Here is a 24669-nt window from a genome sequence, read left to right as displayed (position 1 = left end):
ATCTTGAAAACGAAAGTATTGTTAGTAGATGATCACCCTGTTTTTCGGTCAGGGCTAAAAAACATATTGATATCAGAAAACGATTTTACTATTATTGGTGAAGCATCTAATGGAAGAGAAGCTATAGAAATTGTATCCGATATCCAACCTGACATTATTATTATGGATGTGAGTATGCCTGATATGGATGGTATTGAGGCAACGCGTGAGATACACAAACATAATAATCAGATCAAAATATTGATTTTGACGATGTACTCTGATGAAGCCTATTTGAAAGCGGGGCTTGCTGCAGGTGCTAGTGGATATGTGTTAAAACAAGCGGTCGACACCGAATTAGTGACTGCGATCCGTACCGTTTTACGTGGTGAAAATTATATTTACCCAACTTTAATGCCAGCACTATACAAAACGAAACTTGGTATAAAACAGGAAGATACAATTGATGAGGTTGAACTTTTGAGTCAGCGCGAAATCGAAGTTTTAAAATACATTGCGCTTGGCTATACCCAAAAAGAAATAGCCGATGAAATTGATGTGAGTATTAAAACAGTTGAAACGTATAAAGCTAGAATCATGGAAAAGACCGGTGCTAATAAGCGCTCAATGCTCGTTAGATTTGCGTTGAAGCATGGAATTTTATCAATTGAAGATGAATTGTAAGATGAGCCCATCATTACTAGGGTTCATTTTTTTGTCACAACTTAATATTTCAAAACTATAAAATTAGTTTTATAATAACATATAAAAGGAAGTGATTATGATGACAAACACATGGAATGTTCGGAATGATGATGAAACAAAACAAATTGTGGACGAGTCACAGAAACAGCTTGTACTTTTGAACGATGAAAATAAGGTAAGAGTGAAGGCGGATTTTTACAAGGCGCTCGGTGATGAAACCCGTCTAAAAATAATCGGCATGCTATATGTCAGTGATCTTTGCATGTGTGAAATTGTATCCGGTCTAGATGTACCTGCTTCTACAGTTAGTCATCACTTGAAGGTACTTGAACGAGGAGCCGTTATTCATTCTCGAAAAGAAGGAAAATTTACGATTTTCTCGTTAAATAAAGAGGAAGTAGCTCCCTACTTATAAGGAAGAGAGAAAGAAGGATAATTATGTTCAAAATGTTAGCTGACTGGCTTGTAGAAGATATATTTGGATTGTCAACTGCAACAAAATTTGGCGGAGCTGTCCATTTTTTTATATATGATACAACGAAAATTCTAGCTCTTATTGCAGTGATGATCTTTATCATTTCCTATATACGCAGCTATTTTCCACCGGAGAAAGTGAAAATGTGGCTGCAAGGAAGAAGAAAAGGAGTGGCTAGTGTGTTAGCAGCCCTTTTAGGGGTTGTTTCACCGTTTTGCTCATGTTCAACAGTGCCTCTATTTATTGGCTTTGTAGAAGCAGGGATCCCACTCGGAATTACGTTTACGTTTTTAATTTCTTCACCGATAGTTAACGAGATTTCATTAGTTATGTTGTTTTCAATGTTTGACTGGAAGATTGCTGTGTTATACATAATTGTCGGTGTCGTGTTAGCAATTGTTGCTGGTGCCATTATTGGGCGCTTAAAGCTTGAAAGATATGTTGAGTCTTACGTTTATGAAATCAAAATGGGTGAGCAAGCTGCTATGGAGCAATTAACTGTGAGAGACCGCCTTAGCATCGCGAAAGAAAACGTCATTGAAACCGTGAAAAAAATCTGGCTCTATATTCTGATAGGGATTGGTATTGGTGCTTTTATACACGGGTATGCACCGGAAGAATTACTCGTTAAGTATGCGGGAGAAAATAATCCATTTGCTGTTCCAGTTGCAGTACTACTTGGTGTACCATTGTATTCAAACGCAGTGGGGTCATTGCCGATCGTCGAAGCACTCATGCAAAAAGGGGTTGCTGCTGGGACAGCGTTAGCATTCATGATGGCAATTACTGCACTTTCACTTCCAGAAATGATTTTACTTCGTAAATTAATGAAGCCACAGCTTATCGGAGTATTTGCAGGCGTTGTTTCAATTGGTATTATTATTATCGGATATGGGTTCAATCTCATTTTATAAGCAAGCCGTGAACTGACATTAGTATGTGGTTGTTCAAAAAGGATTAAATATACTATACGAGGAGAGAGAAATAATGAACATTAAAGTATTAGGGACAGGCTGCAAAAAATGCAAGGAATTAGAGGTCAATGTGCAAGAAGCTGTAGAACAATTAGGGATCAATGCACAAGTAAAAAAGGTTGAGGACATTCCAACGATTATGAAGTATGGTGTAATGAGCACGCCAGCACTTGTCATCGATGAAAAGGTAGTGTCTACAGGGAAGCTGTTAACTGTTGGAGAAGTAAAAGAAAAGCTATCATAAGCTTAAATATCATAAAATTATTGATATTATTTAAATTTGAAAATCAGCCATTTCCAAAAAGAAGTGGCTGATTTTTTTATTTTTTCGTCCCTTTTTTCGTTTGGGTAGCTATTTATTAGTTGAGGAGGTGATAAAGATGGCTGTAGAAGTTATGAACGATAGTCAACTTCATATTGAATACAATGTAGGTGTTGACGAACATGGTGAACCGATCATCAAGAATAAGAACTACAATAATTTAAAAACAACAGCAGCACCTAATGGTATTCAAGCGGTAGCGCAGGCAATTGCTGGCTTACAGCAGCATGCTTTGGCGAGCGTCCAAAGAAACAGCAACTACGAAATTCTTGCGGAATAATGAATAACAAAATTTTAAATAGGAAGGAGGGGATGATGTGAGTAAAAAGCTTGAGTTACAATTTACAAATTTAGAGGGCAAAACGGCTACAATTTCAATTGATGATCCGATCGAACCGGTTAACGTAGCAGCGGTTTCTTCTGCAATGGATACAATCCTTACAGAGAACATTTTTACTTCCACTGGTGGTGACTACGTAGCAAAAAAAGGTGCTCGGATAGTCGAACGAAATGTAAATGAAGTGGAGTTAGGATTGTAATTACAAAAAGGGGGGGCAGTTTTGCTCCCTTTGATTTTACTTGAAGGGAGTGACTTAAATGGAACAATGGCTGGCGGTTATTCAAGAGTATAGTTTTCCTATTGTAGTAACGTTTTATTTGCTTCATCGCATAGAGGTGAAGCTTGATACGTTAAATAAATCAATTGTAGAGCTTCCGGAACGAATAAACGGTCCGGCGTTTCTAATAAACTCGAAAAAATCATTATAAATATTTTGCTCGTTAAAAATAGTTGTAGGGACTGTCCTTATCTGACAGCCCCAATTTTATCAATTTAATCGTGTTAAGTCGTTATTCCTATTCAAATAGTCTTAATAAAGAACTGCTATCGATCCTCCATCTTTCAAAAGGGGAGTTTCTCATCACTTGCAATTCTAGGTTTTTCCTCAACAATCCCTTATCCTTAATGTGTATCTTTACTTCAACTGGTAGTGAAAAGCTTACTAATTCTGAGCCAACATCATTAACATTATCTATTCGCCACCGTATTCCCTCGACGTTATTTGTAAGCTTTAACAACTCCCCCATATCTTTTTTTTCTATTACTACCACACTTTTAATAAGATTAAAATCGTTGTTGTTCAGTGCTGTGAATAAAACATTAGCGGTATCATGTGAATTGATTTTGTCCAAGTATTCATCAAGTTTACCAGCGGAACGCAAAATCATTAAATAATGATCGAAATCTGGAACGTTTGAACTATGGGTTGTACTTTCAAAAAAGTGAATACAAAAATGACCTGGGAATCCGTTTATCAATGCACCCGCTCCGTGGGGCATACCGTGCATAGAGGCGGCAATTAATTGGTCATTAATTAAAACTAAAGCGGCTCTTCTGTTCCAACTCCATCGGCCGTTATAAATTTTTTTAAAGATTTCAGTGTCTTTTTTTGTTAGAGGTTGAACATCCGCGTGTTTTGAACCAGCACGGCGTTGTACTGAAAATGATGCACCAGTTTCATAATCAATTACTTGAAATGTAGAATATTTCGGTATGAGGTGGTCTACATCCCGCCATTTTTCCATTTTTACTTGAAAACTAATGAAAAAAGGGGATATATCTTCTTGAATAAAGGTAGTCCTACTTGCATTTACAATTTTATAATTCATAAGCGTAAGTATGGAAACAAAAAATATTAGAACGAATCTTTTTTTGTTTATCATTAACTACTCAGCTCCACACATTTCAAGATACAACTATATTTTAAGTAGTTTCAGACTGTAAAATACTTGAATATGTTGGAGGGGAAAGTGAAGTTATAAGGCGACAAACAGGACAATGATAGCTTAATTACGAATCTCATAAAAAACAAACACAAAAAAACTTGACCTCTTGTACAGGCCAAGTTATTTGTAAAATATAGAATAATGATTAGGAAATTGAGCAAAAGGGAAATCCGTTATCAATTTTAGTACATATTATTTTTTTTAGTTCGTGCTCACTTGCTTCATACAATTGACGTCCATCTGGCATTTTAAATAATCCATTATCTAAAAGGATATCGATGATATGATCTTTTTCTATTGAGTTGTGTATTAACATATTCACTCGATCACTCCTTTTTACTATTGTAAGCGTTTACAATAAAAATTATAAGTTATATAAAAAATATTGTCAATAATTTTATCTATATTGAAAAAAATGAATATACAATATGGGAAAATCTCGTTAATAAAGAAAAGTCTGTATTTAATTTAATGTTTATATACTTAAACAGAGATAAAAAGGATAATCAAAAGTATGAAATAATGACTTTTGCTTATCCCTTTGTATTTCTTGTAGCAATGAACTCATGCAGTTATTATAATTGGTTCGTTTTTTGTAACGATTAATGTATGTTCATATTGAGCGACAAAGCTTTTATCTCTAGTAACAAACGTCCAGCCATCAGCTTCTTCAAATACTTCTTCTGCATTTGTTGAAACGAAAGGTTCAAAAGCAATAACCATTCCTTCTTTAAAAAGCGCATTATCCCAAGGATCAAAATAATTTAAAATATGATCAGGCTCTTCATGTAACGACTTCCCGATACCATGACCTGTTAGATTTTTTATAACGGTATATCCGTTTTTTCTTGCAGTATTGAATACAGTTTTCCCGACTCCGTTAAACTTGGAGCCTGCTTTAATTTTTTTTAAACCAGCTTCAAACACTTTTTTCGTTACATCACAAAGCTCCACTAATTTAGGATTATTATCGCCTACAACGAAAGATATTCCTGTATCAGCAAAATAACCATTTTTTGAACCAGACACATCAATATTTACAAGGTCACCTGCTTTTATAATCCTGTTTCCAGGAATGCCATGAGCAACCTCTTCATTAACAGATATACATGTAAACCCAGGAAAATCATATTCACCTTTAGGACCTGAAATAGCACCGTACTTTTCAAATAGTTGTTCACCAATATAATCTAGTTCTTTTGTTGTAATACCCGGCTTTGTATTTTTAACCATTTCATCTCGAATAGTTGCGACGATTTTTCCGATTTTTTTTAAGGCTTCTAATTCTTCTTCTGTAGTAACAACCAATTTTTCTCCTCCTAAACAGTTAAATAATCATTTCTTTAATTATAACCCTTTTAAGAAATAATCAAAAATAGAAAGTAGTCAAAACTTCCTAATTCGTTTTCCTTAATTTCCTATAAAATATAAAAAATAGTAATTGTTAAAAGGTATAAAAATATTACTGTCGAATACTTTTAGTTGGGATATTTTTTGGGAGAGGGAAAGAAATGTATTTATTTATAAAAGAGCTTTCACCTAATTTATTTTTTATCACTTTCTTAGTATTACTTTATCAATTTTGGACAAGAAATAAAGAGTACTCGAATAAAACTAAAGGGGTATTTGTGTTTGCTTTTTCAACGCTAGGAGTACTATTATGCATGACATTTTCGATTCACGTAAACAATAACTTCATATTTGATTTACGATACATTCCCCTAATAATCGGCGGATTATATGGGGGGCCATTTATAGCAGTCGGATTATCACTCGTATCTATTGCCTATCGGTTTTATTTAGGTACTGGTGCTGGCTTTTATGCCACTATTGTAGTACTTCTACCTGTTGTTGTTTTAATGGTATTAACCTATAAGCGTTTTCAAATTATGAACACTATGGAGAGAATAACGTTTTCTGTTATTTTATCTCTTATTGCTGCAGTTGCTGCAGTATCAATATCAGAAATCATGAACCCGATAAACTTGTTAAATACGGAGGCATGGTTAGGCTATATAATTGCATACATGGTTGGAGGATGGGTTACGAGCAAAATTGTTGAAGATACCATACATCACGAGTTAGTTCAGAAACAGTTGATTCGTAATGAAAAGCTAGAGGCGGTAAGTCACTTAGCTTCAAGTATTTCTCATGAAGTCCGAAATCCATTAACAACGAGCCGAGGATTTATGCAGCTATTACGTGAAGAAGACGTTCCTGAACGTTATATTAATTACATTGATATTTCGATAGCCGAAATGGACCGTGCAGAGGCCATTATTCGTGATTATTTAACGTTTGCAAAGCCACTGCCTGAAAAGATAGAAACATTTCAAGTTAAAGTTGAATTACAACGTGCCCTTGATGTTATTCAGCCACTTGCAAATATGAATAATGTTATCATTCGTTCTCATTTATGCAATGGAATGATAAAAGGGGAAAAATCCAGATTTCAGCAATGTTTTGTCAACTTATTTAAAAATGCGATTGAAGCAATGCCTAATGGCGGTGAGTTAACAGTTCACACTGATGTCGAAGGTTCCACTATGACGATTTTTATTGCGGACACAGGTATTGGCATGACTGAAGAGCAGGTAAGCAGGTTAGGGGAACCATACTTTTCAACAAAAGGTATGAAAGGAACTGGTCTCGGAATGATGGTCGTATATCGAATCATTGAATCTATGAACGGTGTAATTGAGGTTGAAAGTAAAGTTGGAAAAGGTACGTGCTTCATGTTACAGCTTCCAGTAAGGGAAAGTAATGTTCAAACGAACAATATAAAAAAAGATGTATCATAGGTAAGGAGCATACTTCTAAGTGGAAAGTCGTTTGATTTACCACTTTTTTTATTTCTGAATATAGGTTCAGTGGTAAAATTTAAACGAATATTTTTATTATTTAAAACATTTTTAAATTTGACAGTTTAGAGATTTTTTATGATACAATAATGTCCGTATCAAATAAAAATAAGGGGGATATCAAATGAAGAAAAAGAGTTTTCTGTTGGCAACAATAATGTTGTTAACGCTTTCTATGTTTCTAGCTGCATGTGGCGGCGGTAATCAGACTCAAGAACAACCTGCAGAGTCAGAGGGTGAAGCTCCAGCTCAGACTGAAGCACCGAAATTTATGAGTCTATTAACTGGTGGAACTGGCGGTACATACTATCCACTTGGCGGTTCTTTAGCAAATATTATTTCAGATGCTACTGGTATTCAAACAAATGCTGAAGTTTCAGGTGCATCAGCTGAAAACATGACTACCCTTAAAGACGGCAATGCAGAGATTGCTTTTTCTCAAACTGACATTGCATCATATGCAAAAGAAGGTAAGTTAATGTTTGAAGGCAATGTAGTAGACAATGTTCAAGCAATTGGAACATTATATCCTGAGACGATTCAAATCGTTACTACAGCTAAATCTGGTATTAAATCAGTAGAAGATTTGAAAGGCAAAACTGTTTCTGTAGGTGCTCCTGGTTCAGGCGTACTTGCAAATGCACAACAAGTTTTAGAAATTCATGGTCTTACATTTGATGACCTTAAAGCTCAAAACCTATCATTTGATGAATCAACTGGTGGTATTCAAGATGGTTCAATCGATGCAGCATTCATTACTGCTGGTGCTCCAACTGGTGCAGTTGAAGGCTTAGCTGCTACTGAAGATGTTGTCATCGTACCGATTACCCAAGAAAAAATTGATGAACTAATCGCAAAGTATCCATACTATGCTAAAGACGAAGTTCCTGCAGGCATTTATGGTCTAACTGAACCAGTTTCTACTGTTGCAGTTCAGGCAATGCTTGTATGTCGTGATGATCTTTCTGAAGATTTAGTTTATACGATGACAAAGGCTATTTTTGAAAACACTGATAAAATCACTCACGCTAAAGGCGAATTAATTAAAGCTGAAAATGGTTTGAACGGTGTTGGTATTGAAGTACATCCTGGTGCACAAAAATACTATGATGAAATAGGTGTAGGTAAGTAATAAACCTATCATAAAAGACAATCATAGGATAGGCTGCACTTTGCGGTCTATCCTATGTTGTATAATATTCTATGTATTTGATTTCGTGGGTGGGATTGTACTTGAATAAAATTTATCGATATAGAATCATCGTTTTCATCCCCATCTTTTTATTGCTCATTATTTTGCTGGTTTTCATCCCGTATAAGGACTCACTAGTCCTTTACGACCAACATACTAAAAGGGTGCTTGCGTATCTTCCTTTTACTGACCAAAAAAATTTCCAAATAATGTACACCCATTCTATCCATTTATCTGATGTGGTGGAAAGCTACAAAATAAGTAATGATCAGAAAATAATCCAATATGAATTAATGTATGAAGATTTTGCAATAGGTATGCCTTCCAATGCAGAAGCCGGTGAGAAGTTTTTGCAGAAGGATGGAAAGTATTATATAAAAAATATGCAGAGAGTTTTTCCGTATTTTGATTTGCGAACTGGGAAAGTTAGGGCGAATCACCGCCTTTTATATAAACAAAGGGTATATCCAATGTCAAATTTTGTAGAACCAGGGACATTGATTCGCATAAAGCCAGATAAATTATCATTAATTCAGCAAATGAAAGGAGTGAATATCCTTGGAACAAAATAAAGTTGAAACATTATCAGCTGAACAACAACAAGAGTTGTTGGAAAAGTACGATCCAGAATCGGCTACAAGAAAACTCGGTGGACCTGTTTATTGGATTGTTTTTATGATGTTATTATCATTCTCTTTATTTCAATTATATACAGGGATTTTTGGTGTTTTAACTGCACAATTACAACGTTCCATTCACTTGGGCTTTGCGCTTGCTTTAGTTTTTTTATTGTTCCCAGCAAGTAAAAAGTTGCGTAAAAAGAACCATAAAATTGCTTGGTATGACGTAATTTTAGCTATTTTAGGTATTATTGTTGGTGCTTATTGGCCTATAAAGATTCAGGAATTAGTAATGCGTGTTGGACGATTAACTGATCTTGATTTTTACGTAGGATTACTAGCAATAATTCTTGTCCTTGAAGCAACTCGACGAGCAGTTGGTCTTCCAATTACAATAATTGCCGGATCATTTCTTGCCTATGCTTTATTTGGACCATATATGCCAGGTTTTTTGGCACATCGAGGATTAGATTTAGAACGATTAGTCCAAACGATGTTTTATACCACTGAAGGGATTTTAGGTACCCCAATTGGAGTATCCGCAACTTTTATTTTCTTATTCTTACTATTTGGAGCATTTCTTGTGAAAACTGGAGTTGGTCAATACTTCAATGATCTCGCTGTGTCGATAGCAGGGAAACGTACTGGTGGACCAGCAAAAGTTGCGATTTTTTCAAGTGCTCTCCAAGGTACGATTAGTGGAAGCTCTGTAGCCAATGTAGTTACATCTGGAGCTTTTACAATTCCAATGATGAAAAAGTTAGGCTACAAAAAGGAATTTGCTGGGGCTGTTGAAGCTGCTGCATCAACAGGCGGTCAGCTCATGCCGCCAATAATGGGGGCTGCTGCCTTTTTGATGGTTGAGTTTATCGGCGGTGGAATCTCGTATTGGGATATTGCCAAGGCGGCAACAATTCCTGCGTTACTTTACTTTACTGGGATATGGGTAATGACTCACTTTGAAGCAAAACGAATTGGCTTACGCGGACTAAGTGACGAAGAAATGCCAAATCGTAAAGAGGTATTTAAGAAGATCTATTTATTGATGCCAATATTTGCTGTTATTATTTTGTTAATGACAGGTATGAGCGTAATGCGTGCTGCACTCTGGTCAATTTTAATTACGATCTTAGTTAGTGCAATCCGTAAAGATACGCGGATTAGCTTTTGGGATATGATTCAAGCGTTAGTTGATGGTGCGCGATCAGCTCTTGGTGTTGCTGTAGCAACCGCTGCAGCTGGTATGATTGTAGGGGTTGTTACAAAAACTGGTTTAGGTTTAAAGTTAGCTAATAGTTTGGTTGATTTGGCTGGCGGTGCATTAATTCCAACATTAATGCTAACTATGCTTGCCGCAATCGTGTTAGGGATGGGCTCCCCAACTACCGCTAACTATGTTATTACATCTACGATAGCAGCGCCAGCAATTATTTTGCTCGGGGTGCCGGATTTATCTGCCCACCTATTTGTATTCTACTTCGGAATTATTGCCGATATAACGCCACCTGTTGCATTAGCGGCATTCGCTGCATCCGGTGTTTCTGGTGGAGAACCGATACGAACAGGAGTAAATTCTGCTAAACTAGCAATAGCAGCATTTATCATTCCTTATGCTTTTGTGTTATCGCCTGAACTATTAATGATAGATGCTACTTTTATGCAGATTATTTGGGTAACAGTTACCGCAATATGTGGTATGCTAGTGATCGGTGCAGGGGTTATTGGTTATTGGTTTAGGAAACTTCTCGTAGTTGAAAGACTTGTTGCAATCCCAGCAGGGTTATTACTAATTGATCCAAATGGCCATACTGATTTATATGGACTAGCAATCTTTATTGTCCTATTATTATTACAAATCTTTATTAAGAAAGATAAAGAACAAAAACAAAACGTTCAAACGAATTAAAAAAATTTTCAGAACATGTTAATAAGAATAATTCTATTGAAGTAACTTCCAAAAGCTAGACAGGTTATTTCATTAGGTAGCTCGTAGGGCATGAGTTCGGTATTGTACTGGACTTATGCCTTTTAATTTTGCCTAAATTCGTTTGTTATTAAAGTATTCTATAAATCTAGCTAATTCTTGCTTAAAGTGATAAACACGTTGTTGGTATTAATAGATATAAAATTTTTGCATACAGATAAATGGATTGAACATATATATTGTATGCAATTATAGTATTAAAAGTAAAAATATTATAAATTTATTATAAAATTGTGTTGTCAAAACGAACGAACAATGATAGAGTAATTAAAGGATTCTTAAAATTTTGAATATTCAAAAGGTGGTTTTGATCTTAAGATTGAACCAAAACAAGGAAATCACAAACAAATAAACAGAAGTACTGATTCATTTAACAAATTTTCTTCTTAGGCAAAATTTGAGAAAACGTTTACATTATTAAGGGGAAACAAGGAGGGGGAAGATTTGGGGATTCTAGAAGTTAAAAACGTATCGTTACGATTTGGAGGAGTTGTGGCTCTGAATCAAGTGAGCTTCGATGTACAGAAAGGTGAAATCTTTTCTTTAATTGGCCCTAATGGGGCTGGGAAAACAAGTATGTTGAATTGTATAAGTGGTCTATATCGACCTAGTGAAGGTTATATTCACTTCGATGGACAACAAATAAATCATTTAAAGCCACATAAACGAGCTGCTCTAGGGATTGCAAGGGCATTTCAAAATATTGAACTATTTCCGCATCTTTCAGTATTGGACAACTTAATGCTTGGTAGACATGTTCGGATGAAAACCGGTGTATTTGCAGGAGGAATTTACTGGGGAAAAGCACAAAAAGAAGAGATTGAGCATCGACGCCACGTTGAAAATGTCATTGACTTTTTAGAAATAGAGGATATCCGTAATACTCCTGTAGGAACATTAGCGTATGGGTTACAAAAGCGTGTAGAAATGGGGCGTGCGTTAGCGCTAGACCCAGAGCTTTTATTATTGGATGAACCGATGGCTGGTATGAATACAGAAGAAAAAGAGGACATGGCCCGCTATATTATTGATATTCATGAAGAAATGAATACAACGATTATTTTAATCGAGCATGATATGGGTGTTGTCATGGATTTGTCGGATCATATTGCCGTTTTAGATTTTGGTAGATTAATTGGGTATGGAACTCCGAGTGAGATTCAAAATAATCCAAAAGTCATTGAAGCATATTTAGGAGAAGAGCAAACTGGATAATGAATGATAAAGGGGGAGCTCGGGTGATGAACGCAACATTTCCTCAAGCATTATTACAAAGAGCTAAAAATGAGGGTGAAAAAGTAGCTTTAAGAGAGAAAGATTTTGGAATTTGGAACGAATACACATATGCGAATTTTTTAGAACAAGTAAAACTTTTAGCGCTCGGTTTTAAAAAGTTAGGATTTAAAAGGGGCGAAAAGCTAGCCATTATTGGAGATAATCGACCTGAATGGATATTTAGTGAACTAGCTGCACAAAGCTTAGGTGGAGTATCAGTGGGGATCTACCAAGAGTCTTTACCTGCAGAGATCAGCTATATTCTGAATGATTCAGATGCGACCTTTGTTGTTGTTGAAGACCAGGAACAAGTTGACAAAATTTTGGAGATTAAAGATGAAATTCCAAATGTAAAGTGGGTTGTTTATTATGACGACCGAGGAATGAGAAACTATAATATTGATAATTTGCTATTTTTTAAAGAAGTACAAGAAAAAGGAACAATACTTGCCAATGAGGAGCCTGAACTGTTTGAAAGCGAGCTGAGTCTTGGCTCGTGGGAGGATATTTCAATTTTTTCCTATACGTCTGGAACGACAGGGAATCCGAAGGCAACAATGTTAACTTATAAAAATTTATTTGAAATGGCGAAGAATTTATCTTCCATTGATCCATTAGAACCATCCGACCAGTATCTATCATTCTTACCTTTAGCGTGGATTGGTGAGCAAATGATGTCGATGGCAATGGGGTTATATAATGGAATAACGATCAACTTCCCTGAAGAACCAACAACTGTTTTAGAGAATATAAGAGAAATTGGACCTCATTTAATGTTTTCGCCTCCACGAATTTATGAAGATATGTTATCTCGGTTCCAAGTGCGAATCCAGGATGCAAGCTGGCTAAAGAGAAAGTTTTATGAATGGTGTCTTCCGATCGGAGAAAAGGTAGCTGACGCACACCTAAACAATCTACCAGTTAGCTTCGGGACAAAATTTATATACAAAATTGCTGATTATTTCATGTTTAGTGCAATCAGGGATCATTTCGGTTTGTTAAGAATGAGGCGGGCTTACACAGGTGGTGCACCGCTCGGTCCAGATGTTTTTCGATTTTTCCATAGTATCGGTGTCAATATAAAAAGTATTTATGGACAAACAGAAGTATCCGGGATTGCGATTGTTCACCGCGATGGTGATATAAAAATTGATAGCGTCGGAGTTCCACTCCCAGGTACAGAAGTAAAAATATCTGATGAAGGTGAAATTCTTATAAAAAGTGCTAGTGTTTGTAAAGGCTACTATAAAAATGAAAAATCAACGAAGGATACAATTGAAGATGGTTGGTTGCATACCGGTGATGCTGGTCATCTCGATGAAAAAGGTCATCTTTACATCATTGACCGCGTCAAGGATGTTATTCGCTTAGATACGGGAGAGATGTTCTCACCACAATTTATTGAAAATAAGTTGAAATTTAGTCCATATATAAAAGAAGCGGTTGCAATTGGACGTGGGAAGCCATATGTTGTCGCCATTATTAATATTGACATGGAGAATGTTGGAAGATACGCAGAGAAAAACCAAATTACGTATACAACCTATACAGATTTATCTTCAAAGCCTGAAGTACTTGAATTAATTCAAAAGCAAGTGAATGAGATTAATCCGACATTACCTGAAAAAGCAAGAATTAAAAAATTCGTTCTTCTTTATAAAGAGCTCGACGCCGATGATGAGGAATTAACACGTACGAAAAAGGTACGCCGACAATTTGTCGCAAAAAAATATGAAGACTTAATAGAAGGATTATATTCATCGAATGATCAGATAAATGTCGAAGGACGAATTAGGTATCGAGATGGAAAAGAACAAATTATTCGCACTACATTGAGAGTAATTGCACTACCAGAAGGAGAGGGGGCCGCATAATGACGTTTTTTCTACAAATGCTAGTAACAGGAATTGTAGTAGGTTGTGTCTACGCACTTGTCGCATTGGGTTTTGTTCTTATCTATAAATCTAGTGATGCAATAAATTTTGCACAAGGAGAATTTCTCTTAATTGGTACATATGTGTGTCTAACACTCATTAGTAGCTATAATATCCCGTTTATTCCAGCCTTAATGCTGACCCTGCTTTTTAGTGCAGCTTTAGGTTTTGCGGTCGAACGAATAGTACTTCGACCTTTTATTGGGGAGCCAATCATTTCGCTTATTATGGCAACGATTGGACTATCAAGTGTTTTAGTAGGTTTAGTTCATATCATTTGGGGGCATGAAACGCGTGTTTATCCTCAGATTTTTCCGGTTGAACCTGTTCACCTAGGAAGTGTTGTTGTTGCACCAGTTTATTTATGGTCGCTCGCAATAGTAATAGTGATGCTCCTTTTGTTTACGTTTTTCTTCAAATATTCAAAAATGGGAATTGCGATGCGTGCAACTGCGGATGATCAACAAGCAGCAATGTCAATGGGAATAAGCGTTAAGACAATCTTTGCATTTGCTTGGGCCATTGCTGCAATTGTATCAGCTGTAGGTGGCGTGTTATTAGGAAATATTAATGGGGTTAACGCATCATTATCTGTTATAGGTTTAAAAGTTCTACCTGTCGCGATTTTAGGTGGCCTTGATAGTATTCCAGGTGCCATTATTGGTGGTATCATTATTGGAATCATTGAGAGTATGACTGGTGGGTATTTAGATCCTCTAGTAGGTGGCGGATTAAAAGAAGTCATGCCATTTATTATCCTTGTATTTATTTTGATGTTTAAGCCATACGGATTGTTTGGCAAAAAAGAAATAGAAAGGGTGTAGTCAATGAGGAACCCATTTGTCATGGAATGTGGTGAATTCCATGTTAATTACAAACAAGATATGGCGATATGGACAATACCTAGAGTTAGGATGAGAATATTTGCAATCGTTGCCCTGTTTACGATATTTCCGATATTTGCTTCTGATTATATCGTGGGCTTAGCGACGTTATGTGGAATCGGTGCAATTGGAGCAATCGGACTTAACATTTTAACAGGTTTTACAGGGCAAATTTCAATCGGTGTTGGTGCGTTTTTAGGTGTTGGTGGATATACATCTGCAATTTTAACGACTAAAGTTGGGATGAGCTTTTGGCTCGCTATGCCACTTGCAGGAATCATTACTGCGTTAGTTGGAGCTGTTTTTGCCTTTCCAGCTTTGCGCTTGAAAGGATTATATTTAGCGATTGCAACATTAGCTGCCCAGGTAATCATATTATTTGTCATTTCTAGATGGGATTCATTAACAGGTGGAACAGCAGGAATTGTCATGTCCCGCCCGGAATTGGCAGGTTTTTCATTTAGTAGTGAAACTAGTTACTATTACTTGATGTTTGTCATTTTAGTAGCAACTACCGTATTTACACTTAATCTATTTCGCTCAAGAGTTGGCCGAGCATTCATTGCTGTTCGGGACAGGGATGTAGCGGCAGAGGTTATGGGAATAGACCTATTTAAATATAAAGTCATCGCCTTTTCTGTTAGCTCTTTCTTTGTAGGGATTGCAGGTGCTTTACTTGGCCACTACATGATGGTTGTAAGTCCTGAGCTATATAGTACTGCTGTCTCAATTGAGTATTTAGCAATGATTTTGGTAGGCGGATTAGGAAGTGTTTTCGGTTCTATCTATGGTGCAGTTTTTATCACATTATTGCCAGTTGTGCTTCGGGCAGTCATTGAAGTTTTTAGTGGGATTTTCCCGGATTTGGCAGATGTTTTAATTGGCATGAGAGAAGTGGTTTTCGGTTTAGTCATTATCCTCTTCCTAATTTATGAGCCGCAGGGTTTAGCGAAAATATGGCAAAATATTAAAGATTACTTTAAATTATGGCCATATTCTTATTAAACAGGCAGTACTGTTATTTTGGAGATAATCGATAAGGATCAACCTTGTCGGTATTTCAATAAAATTAAATGATAAAAAGATAAGGGGGAGCAGAATGAAGAAAGTTTGGTCAATGATTTTAATGTTTGTACTAGCAATAGGAATGCTAGTAGGATGTTCAGGAGGTGGGCAGCAAGCTACACAACCAGCTGAACCTGCTAATAATGACGCAGAGACGCAAACAGAGGAGCCAGCAGCTGCTGAAGAATTAAAAGGTACAATTAACATCGGTGGTCTTTTTGACTTAACTGGTGGAACTGGTGATGTTGGTACGCCATATGCAGAAGGGGAACAAGCTTATTTTGAGTATTTAGCAACACAAGGCCCAGTCAATGGTTACAAATTAGAGTTAATTGGTGACGATTATGCTTATAGTATTCCTGAAGCTACTAAGCTTTATCAAAAGTTAAAATCTAAAGATAAAGTGGCAGCTATTTTAGGTTGGGGTACAGGTGATACAGAAGCCCTTCGTCAGTTAGTAGCACAAGATAAGTTGCCATTCATTTCAGCATCTTATTCTGAGAACTTGAAAAACATGGATGAAAGTCCGTACAATTTCTTAACAGCTGCGTCTTATTCAGACCAAGCTCGTTCAGCTTTAAAATGGATTAAAGATAATCATACTGGTGGAACACCAACTGTAGCATTACTATACAATGATACTGCATTTGGAAAATCACCAATTCAAGATGCAAAAGACTTTGCAGCAGAGCTCGGTATTGAAGTTGTTGATGAGCAAATCGTAGATTTACAGTCTTTAGATGCTACACCACAACTATTAAATATGGAAAAGAAAAATCCAGACTATGCAATTATCCAAGAAACTTGGGGAGCAACTGCGACAATTTTAAAAGATGCAAAGAAGCTAGGAATTGACACACAATTTATCGGATTAAACTGGGCTGCTGGTGAAGGTTTACTTCCTATCACAGGTGATGCAGCTGAAGGATTTATCGGCGTTATCACACATGCATTCCCATATGAGGACCTACCTGGGTTAGAAGAAATTAGAACATTCCTTGAAAGTAAAGGCGAGAAGCTTGAGGATAAGAATCAGAAATTTGTTCAAGGCTGGGTGGCAGCGAAAATTATGGTTGAAGGAGTAAGACTTGCCGATGATCCGACAACTGGCGAAGGAATTCGTGCTGGTTTAGAAAAGATTAATAATTTGGAATTTGGTGGTCTTGCGGCTCCTGTTTCTTTCTCAGCTGATAACCATGCTGGAACGAATCAAATTCGTCTTGCACAAGTGAAAAATGGTAAGTTTGAAATTATAACTGATTACATCGGTTATTAAGATTTGTTTTTAGAAAAGGACCTAAGTGATAAGTGTCCGGCCTGCTCTTCATACTTCATAATTAGTTGTTAGCTTTGCTAGATTATTAGCTAAATGAAGGAAAGGACAGGTCTGGCACTTTCCTTCTTTTTGTTGTTCATAGAAATGGGGGAATTCAATGCTCACACTTAACAATGTAGAAGTAATGTATGATAGAGTAATTCTTGTTTTAAAAGGGATGTCCATGGAAATACCAGAAGGTAAAATTGTAGCATTGCTTGGCAGTAATGGTGCCGGAAAAACGACGACATTAAAAGCTATTTCAGGATTGCTAAAAAGTGAACGCGGTGAGGTAACCGATGGTTATATAGAGTTATCTGGTGAAAGAATCGACATGAATGATGCAGAAACTATTGTAAAAAAGGGAATCTTTCAATGTATGGAGGGACGTCGAGTTTTTAAGCATTTAACAGTTGAAGATAATTTAATTGCGGGCGCCCATACAAGAAAAGATCGCAAAAATATAAAAGATGACATTCGAAAAGTATATCACTACTTTCCAAAGCTTGAGATGCTAAAAAATAATCAAGCCGGTTATCTTTCAGGTGGAGAGCAACAGATGCTTGCGATTGGTCGCGGTATGATGGCAAAGCCTAAGATCTTATTATTAGATGAACCTTCTCTTGGAATTGCACCATTACTTGTAAAGGAAATATTTGGGATTATAAAAAAAATAAATCAAGAGGAAGGGACAACAATTCTTGTTGTTGAACAAAATGCTAATATTGCTCTTTCTATTGCAGATTATGGTTATATTATGGAAAACGGTAGAATTGTTCTTGATGGCCCAGTTGACCGTCTATTAGCAAATGAGGATGTTCGAGAATTTTATCTTGGAATGAGTGAAAAAGGTAGAAAAAACTACCGTGAAATAAAATCTTATAAACGAAGAAAGCGGTGGATGTAATGATCAAACTTCAAAACCTTTTGCAACGTGCATACGAAAATGCAGATGGTTTTCGAAAACGGATGTCTGAGACAGGAATAACTCTTGAAGATATTCATTCAATTGATGATCTATACAAACTACCAATCTTAAAAAAAGAGGATTTGCCCGAACTCCAACAAAATGTCTCGCCCTTTGGAGGCTTCACAACGATTCCCGCAAATCAAACAGCACGTATCTTTATGTCGCCGGGTCCAATTTATGATCCACAAGCTATTGAGGAGGATAACTGGCGCTTTGCAGAAGCACTGGCTGTAGCTGGATTTAATAACGAAGATATTGTTCAAAACACTTTTTCTTATCATCTGTCACCTGCTGGATTTATGTTTGATTCTGCTTTACGTTCGTTAGGAGCTACTGTCATTCCAGCTGGTACAGGAAACAGAGATCTCCAAATTCAAGTTATGAAGGATTTACGAGTCACAGGATATGTCGGTACCCCTAGCTTTCTAGCGTTACTATTAGATGCGGCTGAAGAAAAAGGCTGGTCTGTTGGGAATGAAATCAAGCTGCAAAAGGCATTTTTTACTGCTGAAATGGTCACAGCAGAGATACGTGAACGTTGCAATAAAGGAAAAATTGCTGTTTATGAGGGCTATGGAACGGCTGATTGTGGCTTAATAGCCTTCGATGATAAAAATGGTCCAGGTTTGAAAATTTCAAAATCAGTTATTGTTCAAATTTGTGATCCAGCTACTGGAGAGCCTGTTACAGACAGTGAAGGTGAGGTTGTAGTTACTGTTTATGATCATTTCTATCCATTAATTCGCTTTGGAACCGGTGATCTCTCTCGGTGGGTGGACGGGTATGTTGGCGAACGTATTGCTGGAGTGCTTGGTCGAGTGAGTGACGGAGTGAAAGTAAAGGGAATGTTTGTCCGTGAAAAACAATTAACAACTTTAATGAATGAATTAGGCTTTCCTAACTACCAAGCAGTTGTTACAAGAGTAAAAAATCAAGATCAAATAGAAATCTTCATCGAAGCAAAAGAAATAATAGGTGAAGAGCAAATTGTCGAACTAGTTGCTAAGATAAAAGATGTAATCATTGTGACACCAGTAGTGACTGTTTCTTATGATAGAAAACTAGCTGAAGCAGAAAAACGACTAGTTGACGAAAGAACTTGGGATACAGCAAAGAAATAATATATAGGATAAGTATAGAAATGTAGGCAAAACCATTAATAATTTTGGTTTTGTCTTTTTTGTTCTTCTCTACATTCATATTCTATGGTATCCTATAGAAACTTAATGAACCTAAAGTGAGGCTTTTCCATCATGTTGCAGTCATTTAATCTCTTATTGCAGAGAATTATGCCAATTATAACACCGATTGGTGTATTAACGGGTATTTTCCTTTCACAATCACTAGAATCATATGTATTTTTAGTTCCCTGGATATTTGCTTTTATGACTTTTTCTGGGAGTCTTAGCTCTAAACTTTCTGATTTTACAAATTTGCGTCCATACCTTTTACCACTAACCGTTTGCTTATTTTTATTACATGTGTTCATGCCGTTAGTTGCTTTCTCTGTTGGGAAACTGGTATTTTCAGAGGACCCCTTTACAATAACCGGCTTAGTGCTCTCATTTATCGTACCAACAGGTGTATCAAGTTTAATATGGGTGACAATTTTTAAGGGAAATGTGGTACTTACATTATTAATTATTTTAATTGATACTATGCTTGCTCCTTTTCTCGTACCCACACTACTTCATATGTTTGTTGGTGCTTCAATAGAAATTAATGGTGTTGAAATTATGAGAGGTCTTATCTGGATGATTGTTATTCCCTCAATAACAGCAATGCTATTAAATCAACTAACAAAAGGAAGAGTGAATGAATCAGTAAGTCCAATTTTGGCTCCATTTTCAAAGTTATCATTAGGGGCGATAGTTGCTCTTAATAGTTCAGCAATTGCATCATATTTTAAGAATATCAACGGGAAATTACTATTTTTAATTATAGTAGTTTTTGCAATAGCTTTGATAGGATATATTAGTGGCTTTATTTTTTCTAGACTATTAAAAATGGACCGCGAAACCGTAATTGCATTAACATATAATGGTGGAATGAGGAATATTGGCGCAGGTGCTGCGATTGCCATAACTTATTTCCCTGCTCCCGTTGCTGTACCAGTTGTAGTTGGCATGCTATTTCAACAAATAATTGCTTCATTAACAGGAAGCCTATTGTCTCGGTTTTATCGAAGAGGAAGTAGAAATGTAAATATAGTAGAAATGTAAAAAATATTTATTAAGTATAATAGGTGACTATCCCGTATGAACTGTAAGGATATAAGTCACCTTTTTTCTTTTTACCAGTTGTAAAAAGTTACTTAATTTGTCGATCGTTTTACATAATTGTCAAAAAATACTTAAAATGTAATTGATTGAAAGGGACATTAATTGTATACTCTTGTTAACTAGGCCAACCTATCAAATGCTTCTTTGGACTATTTTCCTACTAAAAAATATAAAGAACCCAACATGCGGACTAAATAGTAGGAATATTTAGAATAATATAATACAAGGGGGAAATTCAATGAAATCGATCCAATTCCGTATCTTAATAGCATTTCTAGTTGTTAGTTTAATACCTCTTAGCGCGCTTTCTTATTACGTATTTAATAGTATGGAAAAACAATTACTAATAAAAGAAAAAGAATCAATGACTGAGGTTGTCTCCGAAACAGGGAAACGGATGGATCAATGGTTACAAAAGCAAATGGATATGCTTACTTTACTTTCCAAAACTAGTGCAGTTAAATCCGGAATTGCGGCCGACATGTTGCCAATCATGAATGAGTTTAAAGGCAATTCATCTGTTTTTGAAACCGCTTTTTTTGTAAAACCAGATGGAATTGTACATGCTCATACAACGGCTAGTAGTATTGGTGCAAATTATTCAGATCGTGATTATATCCAGAAGGCGTTAAAAGGCGAATCAAGTTTCTCAGATGTACTTGTATCAAAAGCAACTGGAAATCCGATAGTTGTCATCGCAACTCCAGTTGAAAGTGATGGGTCAATTATTGGAGTTTTAGCAAGTAGCATTAATTTTGCGGCATTTGTTAGCGAATTCACCTCACAGGATGATCAATTAGGTGAAATTTATTTAATAGATAATGTAAATATTGTAAGAATGGCATCAAGAAGTGAAGAGCTCATTGGCAAGCCATTAGAAGAAACAAACTTATCAGTAGCAGTCAAACAAATTTTAGCTAAAAAACCTGAGACACCACAATCCTTCGAAGTAGAAGACAAAAATGTAGATGATTTTATTTTCTACGCACCCGTTGAAGTAACAGGATTTGGCATATATTGGGACGTTCATCGTGAAGATGTTGTCAATATTTTTACACCAATTAAAGTGAAAATGATTATGGCTATGTTAGCTGTATCATTATTAGTAATTATTGCTGCTTTCTTCTTATCTAAAGGAATTACCCGTCCGATGAAGGTAATGATTGAAAGAATTAAAGAAGTAGCACATGGTGATGGTGATTTAACGAAACGGGTTGAAATCAATTCTTTAAAGGAAATCAATGCATTAGCACATTATATTAACGCTTTTATAGAAAATGTTCATGGAATTGTTTCAAGAACAAAGGAAGCTATATCGAAGCTAGATCAATCCATTATTGAAGTGAATAATGTTGCTGATCAATCTGAAAAAAATACATATGCCATTCAAGAAGTCATAGGGAAAGTGAACCAAGATTTTGTTGTGCAAGCGGATAATACTCAAAACGCATCGAACGCGGTTGAAGAAATAGCTATCGGGGTAAATCGGATTGCAGAGAATGCTGGCCGCGTTGCTGAATATGCAAATGAAACGAATGGGGAATCCATTAAAGGTAATGAAACAATTGTTAAAGCAATGAATCAAATGAAGCTTGTTTCAAATTATGTAGATGAGTCTTCAGGCAAAATTGATTCTCTTGGGAAACGAACCTATGAGATTTCTAATATAGTAGCTGTTATTACTGATATTGCAGAACAAACGAATTTGCTTGCATTAAATGCTGCCATTGAAGCCGCAAGAGCTGGTGAACACGGAAAGGGATTTGCAGTTGTTGCGGAAGAAGTACGAAAACTTGCCGACCAATCAAAAAATTCTGCTGATCAAATTATTGAATTAATTCAAAGAATCCAAAATGATGCAGATATTTCAGTGTCTTCAATGCAAAACGTTACGCGGGAGACTCAAACAGGGTTAATTCTTGTTGAGGAAGCGGGAAGTGTGTTCTCGAATATTCTTGAACGGATGCAAAATGTAGCAGATGATATTCAAGAGGTTAGTGCTGCTTCAGAACAAATCTCGGCTGGAACCGAGGAAGCGTCAGCTAGTATTCAAGGCGTAGCAATGGTAGCCGAAATGACAAAAGAACGTTCGAACGAAATGAATTCTTCTATCCATGAAGAAGCACAAGTAATGAATCAATTAGCATCATCTGTTGGCTCATTGAAGCAAATCGCGGATGAATTGAATGCGTTAGTCAACCGTTTTACCGTTTAAAGAAATCTTAGCGATAATAGTGAGTTTTCAAGTTTAAAGAAATCATAGCGATAATAGCGATAATAGTGAGTTTTCAATTTGAATAGGAAATATTCGTTGTTTTTAATAAAGCAATTAAGATGAAGGAGCTTTCTTAATCGAAAAAGAACGCTCCTTTCTTTTTTTTCTGTTTAAATTAGTTACTATTTTCGAAATGATTAGTAGAGTGATCTGCGTTCATATCCTTATTTCTTCGATCTTGTATAATTATGACCGCTGCCAACACCATAAGCATCCCTAAATATTGGGTGAAATTTAATGTTTCCTTGAAAATAAAGAAACTGACTAAAGCGGCAACAACGGGTTCAATGGTTGCAATGATCGACGCATTACTAGATTCAATTGTACCCAATCCTTTTGTATAAAATACAAAAGCTAATGTTGTTGATATTAAGCCAAGCCCTAATATATATAGCCAAATTTCACCGACTTGGAATAAATGGCGGGCGGATGACAGACCACTAAAAGGGGTTATCGCAATGGTTGCAAAAATAAATGTATAGACAGTTACAGTTATTGTATTATATTTCCGCAGTGCATAAGTTCCAAAAATACTATACAACGCATAAAAGAATCCAGCTCCCAAACCAAGCAAAATTCCTAAAAGGGATACCGATTCAGCGCTTTTAGTAAAAATTCCAACGACAAAGGAACACCCTATAAAGGTAGTAAAGAGCGCGAGAATTTTTTTTGGTGTCAATGCTTCTTTAAAAAGAATCCTTGATATGATCGTGACAAACGCAGGTGCGGAATAGAGTAATATTGCTGAAATCGCTATCGTTGTTTCTTGTATGGCATAAAATAAACAGAGATTGAACAGTACAAAACTAAAAATTCCAGTTCCAACGAAGTACTTGCTATCTGATAGTTTTATTTTTAATAAACCTCGATTTTTAAACAAAATATAAGTTAGTAGAAAAATAGTAGCGGAGATTGCACGAATCGCCACTACTTGTGTTGGATTAAACCCTTTTTCATATAGAAAGGTAATAAAAATCCCAATAATCCCCCAAAAAACTGCAGCTGTTATGATATAAGCGTATGCCCATTTTCTATTCATGAATGGTTAATCTCCCGTTTTAGTAATATCGAATGCTTTCAGAATCTTACCTTATTTTAGCAGATAAAGTAATTAATGTTGATCTATTTTTTTTGCTTTCAAATCTATAAAAAAAGGTAATGAATAATATAAGAAAAAATTATAGAAATTTACCACATCCTCTAGTATAATAAGATTGCATTTTGGATAAATTAGGAGGATATTGTAGAATGAAGAAGAATGTTGTAAGTTTATTGGTGATCGTAATGTCGATTTTTGTTATTACAGGATGTAATGGCAGCAAAATCGGTACAGCTCCAGATGGAAGTGAAGTGGATGTTGAAAAGGGTACAATGAAGTTTATTAAAGAATATGAAGCCGGAGGATATAAACTGCTTCCAACGGAGGAATTGAATAAATGGATCGGTGAAAATAAAGACATGGTCATCGTTGATACAATGCCTGCAGACTATTATGGAAAAGGACATATCCCAGGGGCGGTAAATGCTGAGCTTCCAGCAACCAGCTTAGTAGATGCAACCGAGGATCAAATATCATCATTTATTGAACTTCTAGGTGAGGATAAGAGCAAACCAATTGTAGTTTATTGTGGATTTGTAAGCTGTGCAAGAAGTGATGTCGGTGCAGTTATTGCAATGGAACAAGGATTTACAGAAGTGTATCGCGTACCTGGTGGAATAGCTGCATGGCAACAAGCTGGATACGAAATAGAAAAAAATAATAAAAACTGATA

25 protein-coding genes are annotated in these 24669 nt (G+C 36.1%); 21 read left to right on the top strand and 4 right to left on the bottom strand.

Annotated elements, in window-relative coordinates:
• Positions 1–3 precede the first annotated feature (3 nt).
• The 7 genes from D612_RS0109855 (at position 4) to D612_RS0109825 (ending at position 3223) form a co-directional block, all read left to right on the top strand.
• The gene (locus D612_RS0109855; protein ID WP_017755299.1) at positions 4–663 is read left to right on the top strand and encodes a response regulator transcription factor; all 660 of its coding nucleotides are present in this window, start codon (positions 4–6) and stop codon (positions 661–663) included.
• 100 nt (positions 664–763) lie between these two features.
• Positions 764–1099, top strand: a complete 336-nt coding sequence (locus tag D612_RS0109850) for an ArsR/SmtB family transcription factor (protein ID WP_017755298.1) — start codon at positions 764–766, stop codon at positions 1097–1099.
• A 23-nt stretch (positions 1100–1122) separates the two neighbouring features.
• Positions 1123–2073 (top strand): permease, encoded by a 951-nt coding sequence (locus D612_RS0109845; RefSeq protein ID WP_017755297.1) that lies wholly within the window; start codon positions 1123–1125, stop codon positions 2071–2073.
• Positions 2074–2146: 73 nt separating this feature from the next.
• Complete coding sequence (locus D612_RS0109840) at positions 2147–2377, top strand: thioredoxin family protein (RefSeq protein WP_017755296.1); 231 nt, start codon at positions 2147–2149, stop codon at positions 2375–2377.
• A gap of 136 nt (positions 2378–2513) precedes the next feature.
• Complete coding sequence (locus tag D612_RS0109835; RefSeq protein WP_017755295.1) at positions 2514–2735, top strand: DUF1659 domain-containing protein; 222 nt, start codon at positions 2514–2516, stop codon at positions 2733–2735.
• Positions 2736–2772: 37 nt separating this feature from the next.
• Positions 2773–2994 carry a DUF2922 domain-containing protein gene (locus D612_RS0109830; protein ID WP_017755294.1) on the top strand — a complete coding sequence of 74 codons (222 nt, stop codon included), beginning with the start codon at positions 2773–2775 and terminating at the stop codon, positions 2992–2994.
• A gap of 58 nt (positions 2995–3052) precedes the next feature.
• On the top strand, positions 3053–3223 hold the full coding sequence (locus D612_RS0109825) for a YvrJ family protein (protein ID WP_017755293.1): 171 nt from the start codon (positions 3053–3055) through the stop codon (positions 3221–3223).
• 87 nt (positions 3224–3310) lie between these two features.
• Here the strand turns inward: D612_RS0109825 and D612_RS0109820 are convergent, their stop codons facing one another.
• The 3 genes from D612_RS0109820 to map form a co-directional block, all read right to left on the bottom strand.
• A complete protein-coding gene (locus D612_RS0109820; RefSeq protein ID WP_017755292.1) occupies positions 3311–4177 on the bottom strand; it encodes a hypothetical protein in 867 nt (288 codons plus the stop codon).
• Positions 4178–4385: 208 nt separating this feature from the next.
• On the bottom strand, positions 4386–4556 hold the full coding sequence (locus D612_RS19275; RefSeq protein ID WP_017755291.1) for a Fur-regulated basic protein FbpA: 171 nt from the start codon (positions 4554–4556) through the stop codon (positions 4386–4388).
• Between the two features lie 248 nt (positions 4557–4804).
• Positions 4805–5548, bottom strand: coding sequence for a type I methionyl aminopeptidase (map, locus tag D612_RS0109810; protein WP_017755290.1), 744 nt, complete (start codon positions 5546–5548; stop codon positions 4805–4807).
• A gap of 203 nt (positions 5549–5751) precedes the next feature.
• Here map and D612_RS0109805 point away from each other — a divergent pair, with 203 nt between their 5' ends.
• The 13 genes from D612_RS0109805 to D612_RS18735 all read left to right on the top strand — a co-directional run bounded on the left by D612_RS0109805 (position 5752) and on the right by D612_RS18735 (position 22837).
• Positions 5752–7041: an ATP-binding protein gene (locus tag D612_RS0109805; protein WP_017755289.1), complete on the top strand. Its 1290-nt coding sequence runs from the start codon at positions 5752–5754 to the stop codon at positions 7039–7041.
• Positions 7042–7225: 184 nt separating this feature from the next.
• Complete coding sequence (locus D612_RS0109800; RefSeq protein ID WP_017755288.1) at positions 7226–8233, top strand: TAXI family TRAP transporter solute-binding subunit; 1008 nt, start codon at positions 7226–7228, stop codon at positions 8231–8233.
• Positions 8234–8334: 101 nt separating this feature from the next.
• The gene (locus D612_RS0109795) at positions 8335–8865 is read left to right on the top strand and encodes a DUF1850 domain-containing protein (RefSeq protein WP_017755287.1); all 531 of its coding nucleotides are present in this window, start codon (positions 8335–8337) and stop codon (positions 8863–8865) included.
• Positions 8852–10819: a TRAP transporter permease gene (locus tag D612_RS0109790; protein ID WP_017755286.1), complete on the top strand. Its 1968-nt coding sequence runs from the start codon at positions 8852–8854 to the stop codon at positions 10817–10819. The genes D612_RS0109795 and D612_RS0109790 overlap by 14 nt, the downstream gene beginning before the upstream one ends.
• 522 nt (positions 10820–11341) lie before the next feature.
• A complete protein-coding gene (locus D612_RS0109785; protein WP_017755285.1) occupies positions 11342–12112 on the top strand; it encodes an ABC transporter ATP-binding protein in 771 nt (256 codons plus the stop codon).
• Between the two features lie 26 nt (positions 12113–12138).
• Positions 12139–14046, top strand: a complete 1908-nt coding sequence (locus D612_RS0109780; protein ID WP_017755284.1) for an AMP-binding protein — start codon at positions 12139–12141, stop codon at positions 14044–14046.
• Positions 14046–14930 (top strand): branched-chain amino acid ABC transporter permease, encoded by an 885-nt coding sequence (locus D612_RS0109775; RefSeq protein WP_017755283.1) that lies wholly within the window; start codon positions 14046–14048, stop codon positions 14928–14930. The genes D612_RS0109780 and D612_RS0109775 overlap by 1 nt, the downstream gene beginning before the upstream one ends.
• Before the next feature lie 3 nt (positions 14931–14933).
• Positions 14934–15995, top strand: a complete 1062-nt coding sequence (locus D612_RS0109770) for a branched-chain amino acid ABC transporter permease (protein ID WP_017755282.1) — start codon at positions 14934–14936, stop codon at positions 15993–15995.
• A 94-nt stretch (positions 15996–16089) separates the two neighbouring features.
• Complete coding sequence (locus D612_RS0109765; RefSeq protein WP_017755281.1) at positions 16090–17331, top strand: ABC transporter substrate-binding protein; 1242 nt, start codon at positions 16090–16092, stop codon at positions 17329–17331.
• Between the two features lie 157 nt (positions 17332–17488).
• Positions 17489–18277 (top strand): ABC transporter ATP-binding protein, encoded by a 789-nt coding sequence (locus D612_RS0109760; protein WP_017755280.1) that lies wholly within the window; start codon positions 17489–17491, stop codon positions 18275–18277.
• The gene (locus tag D612_RS0109755) at positions 18277–19461 is read left to right on the top strand and encodes a phenylacetate--CoA ligase family protein (protein WP_017755279.1); all 1185 of its coding nucleotides are present in this window, start codon (positions 18277–18279) and stop codon (positions 19459–19461) included. Before D612_RS0109760 ends, D612_RS0109755 begins: the two co-directional genes overlap by 1 nt.
• A gap of 132 nt (positions 19462–19593) precedes the next feature.
• A complete protein-coding gene (locus D612_RS0109750; RefSeq protein WP_017755278.1) occupies positions 19594–20562 on the top strand; it encodes a bile acid:sodium symporter family protein in 969 nt (322 codons plus the stop codon).
• A 298-nt stretch (positions 20563–20860) separates the two neighbouring features.
• Positions 20861–22837: a methyl-accepting chemotaxis protein gene (locus tag D612_RS18735; protein WP_017755277.1), complete on the top strand. Its 1977-nt coding sequence runs from the start codon at positions 20861–20863 to the stop codon at positions 22835–22837.
• A 175-nt stretch (positions 22838–23012) separates the two neighbouring features.
• Here D612_RS18735 and D612_RS0109740 read toward each other — a convergent pair whose 3' ends face one another.
• Positions 23013–23936, bottom strand: a complete 924-nt coding sequence (locus D612_RS0109740) for a DMT family transporter (protein ID WP_017755276.1) — start codon at positions 23934–23936, stop codon at positions 23013–23015.
• 209 nt (positions 23937–24145) lie between these two features.
• Between D612_RS0109740 and D612_RS0109735 the strand changes: the two genes are divergently transcribed.
• Positions 24146–24667 carry a rhodanese-like domain-containing protein gene (locus D612_RS0109735; protein WP_017755275.1) on the top strand — a complete coding sequence of 174 codons (522 nt, stop codon included), beginning with the start codon at positions 24146–24148 and terminating at the stop codon, positions 24665–24667.
• Positions 24668–24669 lie beyond the last annotated feature (2 nt).

This window comes from Calidifontibacillus oryziterrae, assembly GCF_000331575.1.
In the GTDB taxonomy this organism is placed as follows: domain Bacteria; phylum Bacillota; class Bacilli; order Bacillales; family Bacillaceae_J; genus Calidifontibacillus_A; species Calidifontibacillus_A oryziterrae.
Note: the sequence above shows the minus strand (reverse complement) of the source record. Positions and strands in the feature narration are given on the sequence as shown.

Coding starts and splice junctions, on each gene's coding strand:
- D612_RS0109850 (WP_017755298.1), top strand. CDS start 764: ATGACAAACACATGGAATGTTCGGAATGATGATGAAACAAAACAAATT.
- D612_RS0109845 (WP_017755297.1), top strand. CDS start 1,123: ATGTTCAAAATGTTAGCTGACTGGCTTGTAGAAGATATATTTGGATTG.
- D612_RS0109840 (WP_017755296.1), top strand. CDS start 2,147: ATGAACATTAAAGTATTAGGGACAGGCTGCAAAAAATGCAAGGAATTA.
- D612_RS0109835 (WP_017755295.1), top strand. CDS start 2,514: ATGGCTGTAGAAGTTATGAACGATAGTCAACTTCATATTGAATACAAT.
- D612_RS0109825 (WP_017755293.1), top strand. CDS start 3,053: ATGGAACAATGGCTGGCGGTTATTCAAGAGTATAGTTTTCCTATTGTA.
- D612_RS0109820 (WP_017755292.1), bottom strand. CDS start 4,177: ATGATAAACAAAAAAAGATTCGTTCTAATATTTTTTGTTTCCATACTT.
- D612_RS19275 (WP_017755291.1), bottom strand. CDS start 4,556: ATGTTAATACACAACTCAATAGAAAAAGATCATATCATCGATATCCTT.
- D612_RS0109805 (WP_017755289.1), top strand. CDS start 5,752: ATGTATTTATTTATAAAAGAGCTTTCACCTAATTTATTTTTTATCACT.
- D612_RS0109800 (WP_017755288.1), top strand. CDS start 7,226: ATGAAGAAAAAGAGTTTTCTGTTGGCAACAATAATGTTGTTAACGCTT.
- D612_RS0109780 (WP_017755284.1), top strand. CDS start 12,139: ATGAACGCAACATTTCCTCAAGCATTATTACAAAGAGCTAAAAATGAG.
- D612_RS0109775 (WP_017755283.1), top strand. CDS start 14,046: ATGACGTTTTTTCTACAAATGCTAGTAACAGGAATTGTAGTAGGTTGT.
- D612_RS0109770 (WP_017755282.1), top strand. CDS start 14,934: ATGAGGAACCCATTTGTCATGGAATGTGGTGAATTCCATGTTAATTAC.
- D612_RS0109765 (WP_017755281.1), top strand. CDS start 16,090: ATGAAGAAAGTTTGGTCAATGATTTTAATGTTTGTACTAGCAATAGGA.
- D612_RS0109760 (WP_017755280.1), top strand. CDS start 17,489: ATGCTCACACTTAACAATGTAGAAGTAATGTATGATAGAGTAATTCTT.
- D612_RS0109755 (WP_017755279.1), top strand. CDS start 18,277: ATGATCAAACTTCAAAACCTTTTGCAACGTGCATACGAAAATGCAGAT.
- D612_RS0109750 (WP_017755278.1), top strand. CDS start 19,594: ATGTTGCAGTCATTTAATCTCTTATTGCAGAGAATTATGCCAATTATA.
- D612_RS18735 (WP_017755277.1), top strand. CDS start 20,861: ATGAAATCGATCCAATTCCGTATCTTAATAGCATTTCTAGTTGTTAGT.
- D612_RS0109740 (WP_017755276.1), bottom strand. CDS start 23,936: ATGAATAGAAAATGGGCATACGCTTATATCATAACAGCTGCAGTTTTT.
- D612_RS0109735 (WP_017755275.1), top strand. CDS start 24,146: ATGAAGAAGAATGTTGTAAGTTTATTGGTGATCGTAATGTCGATTTTT.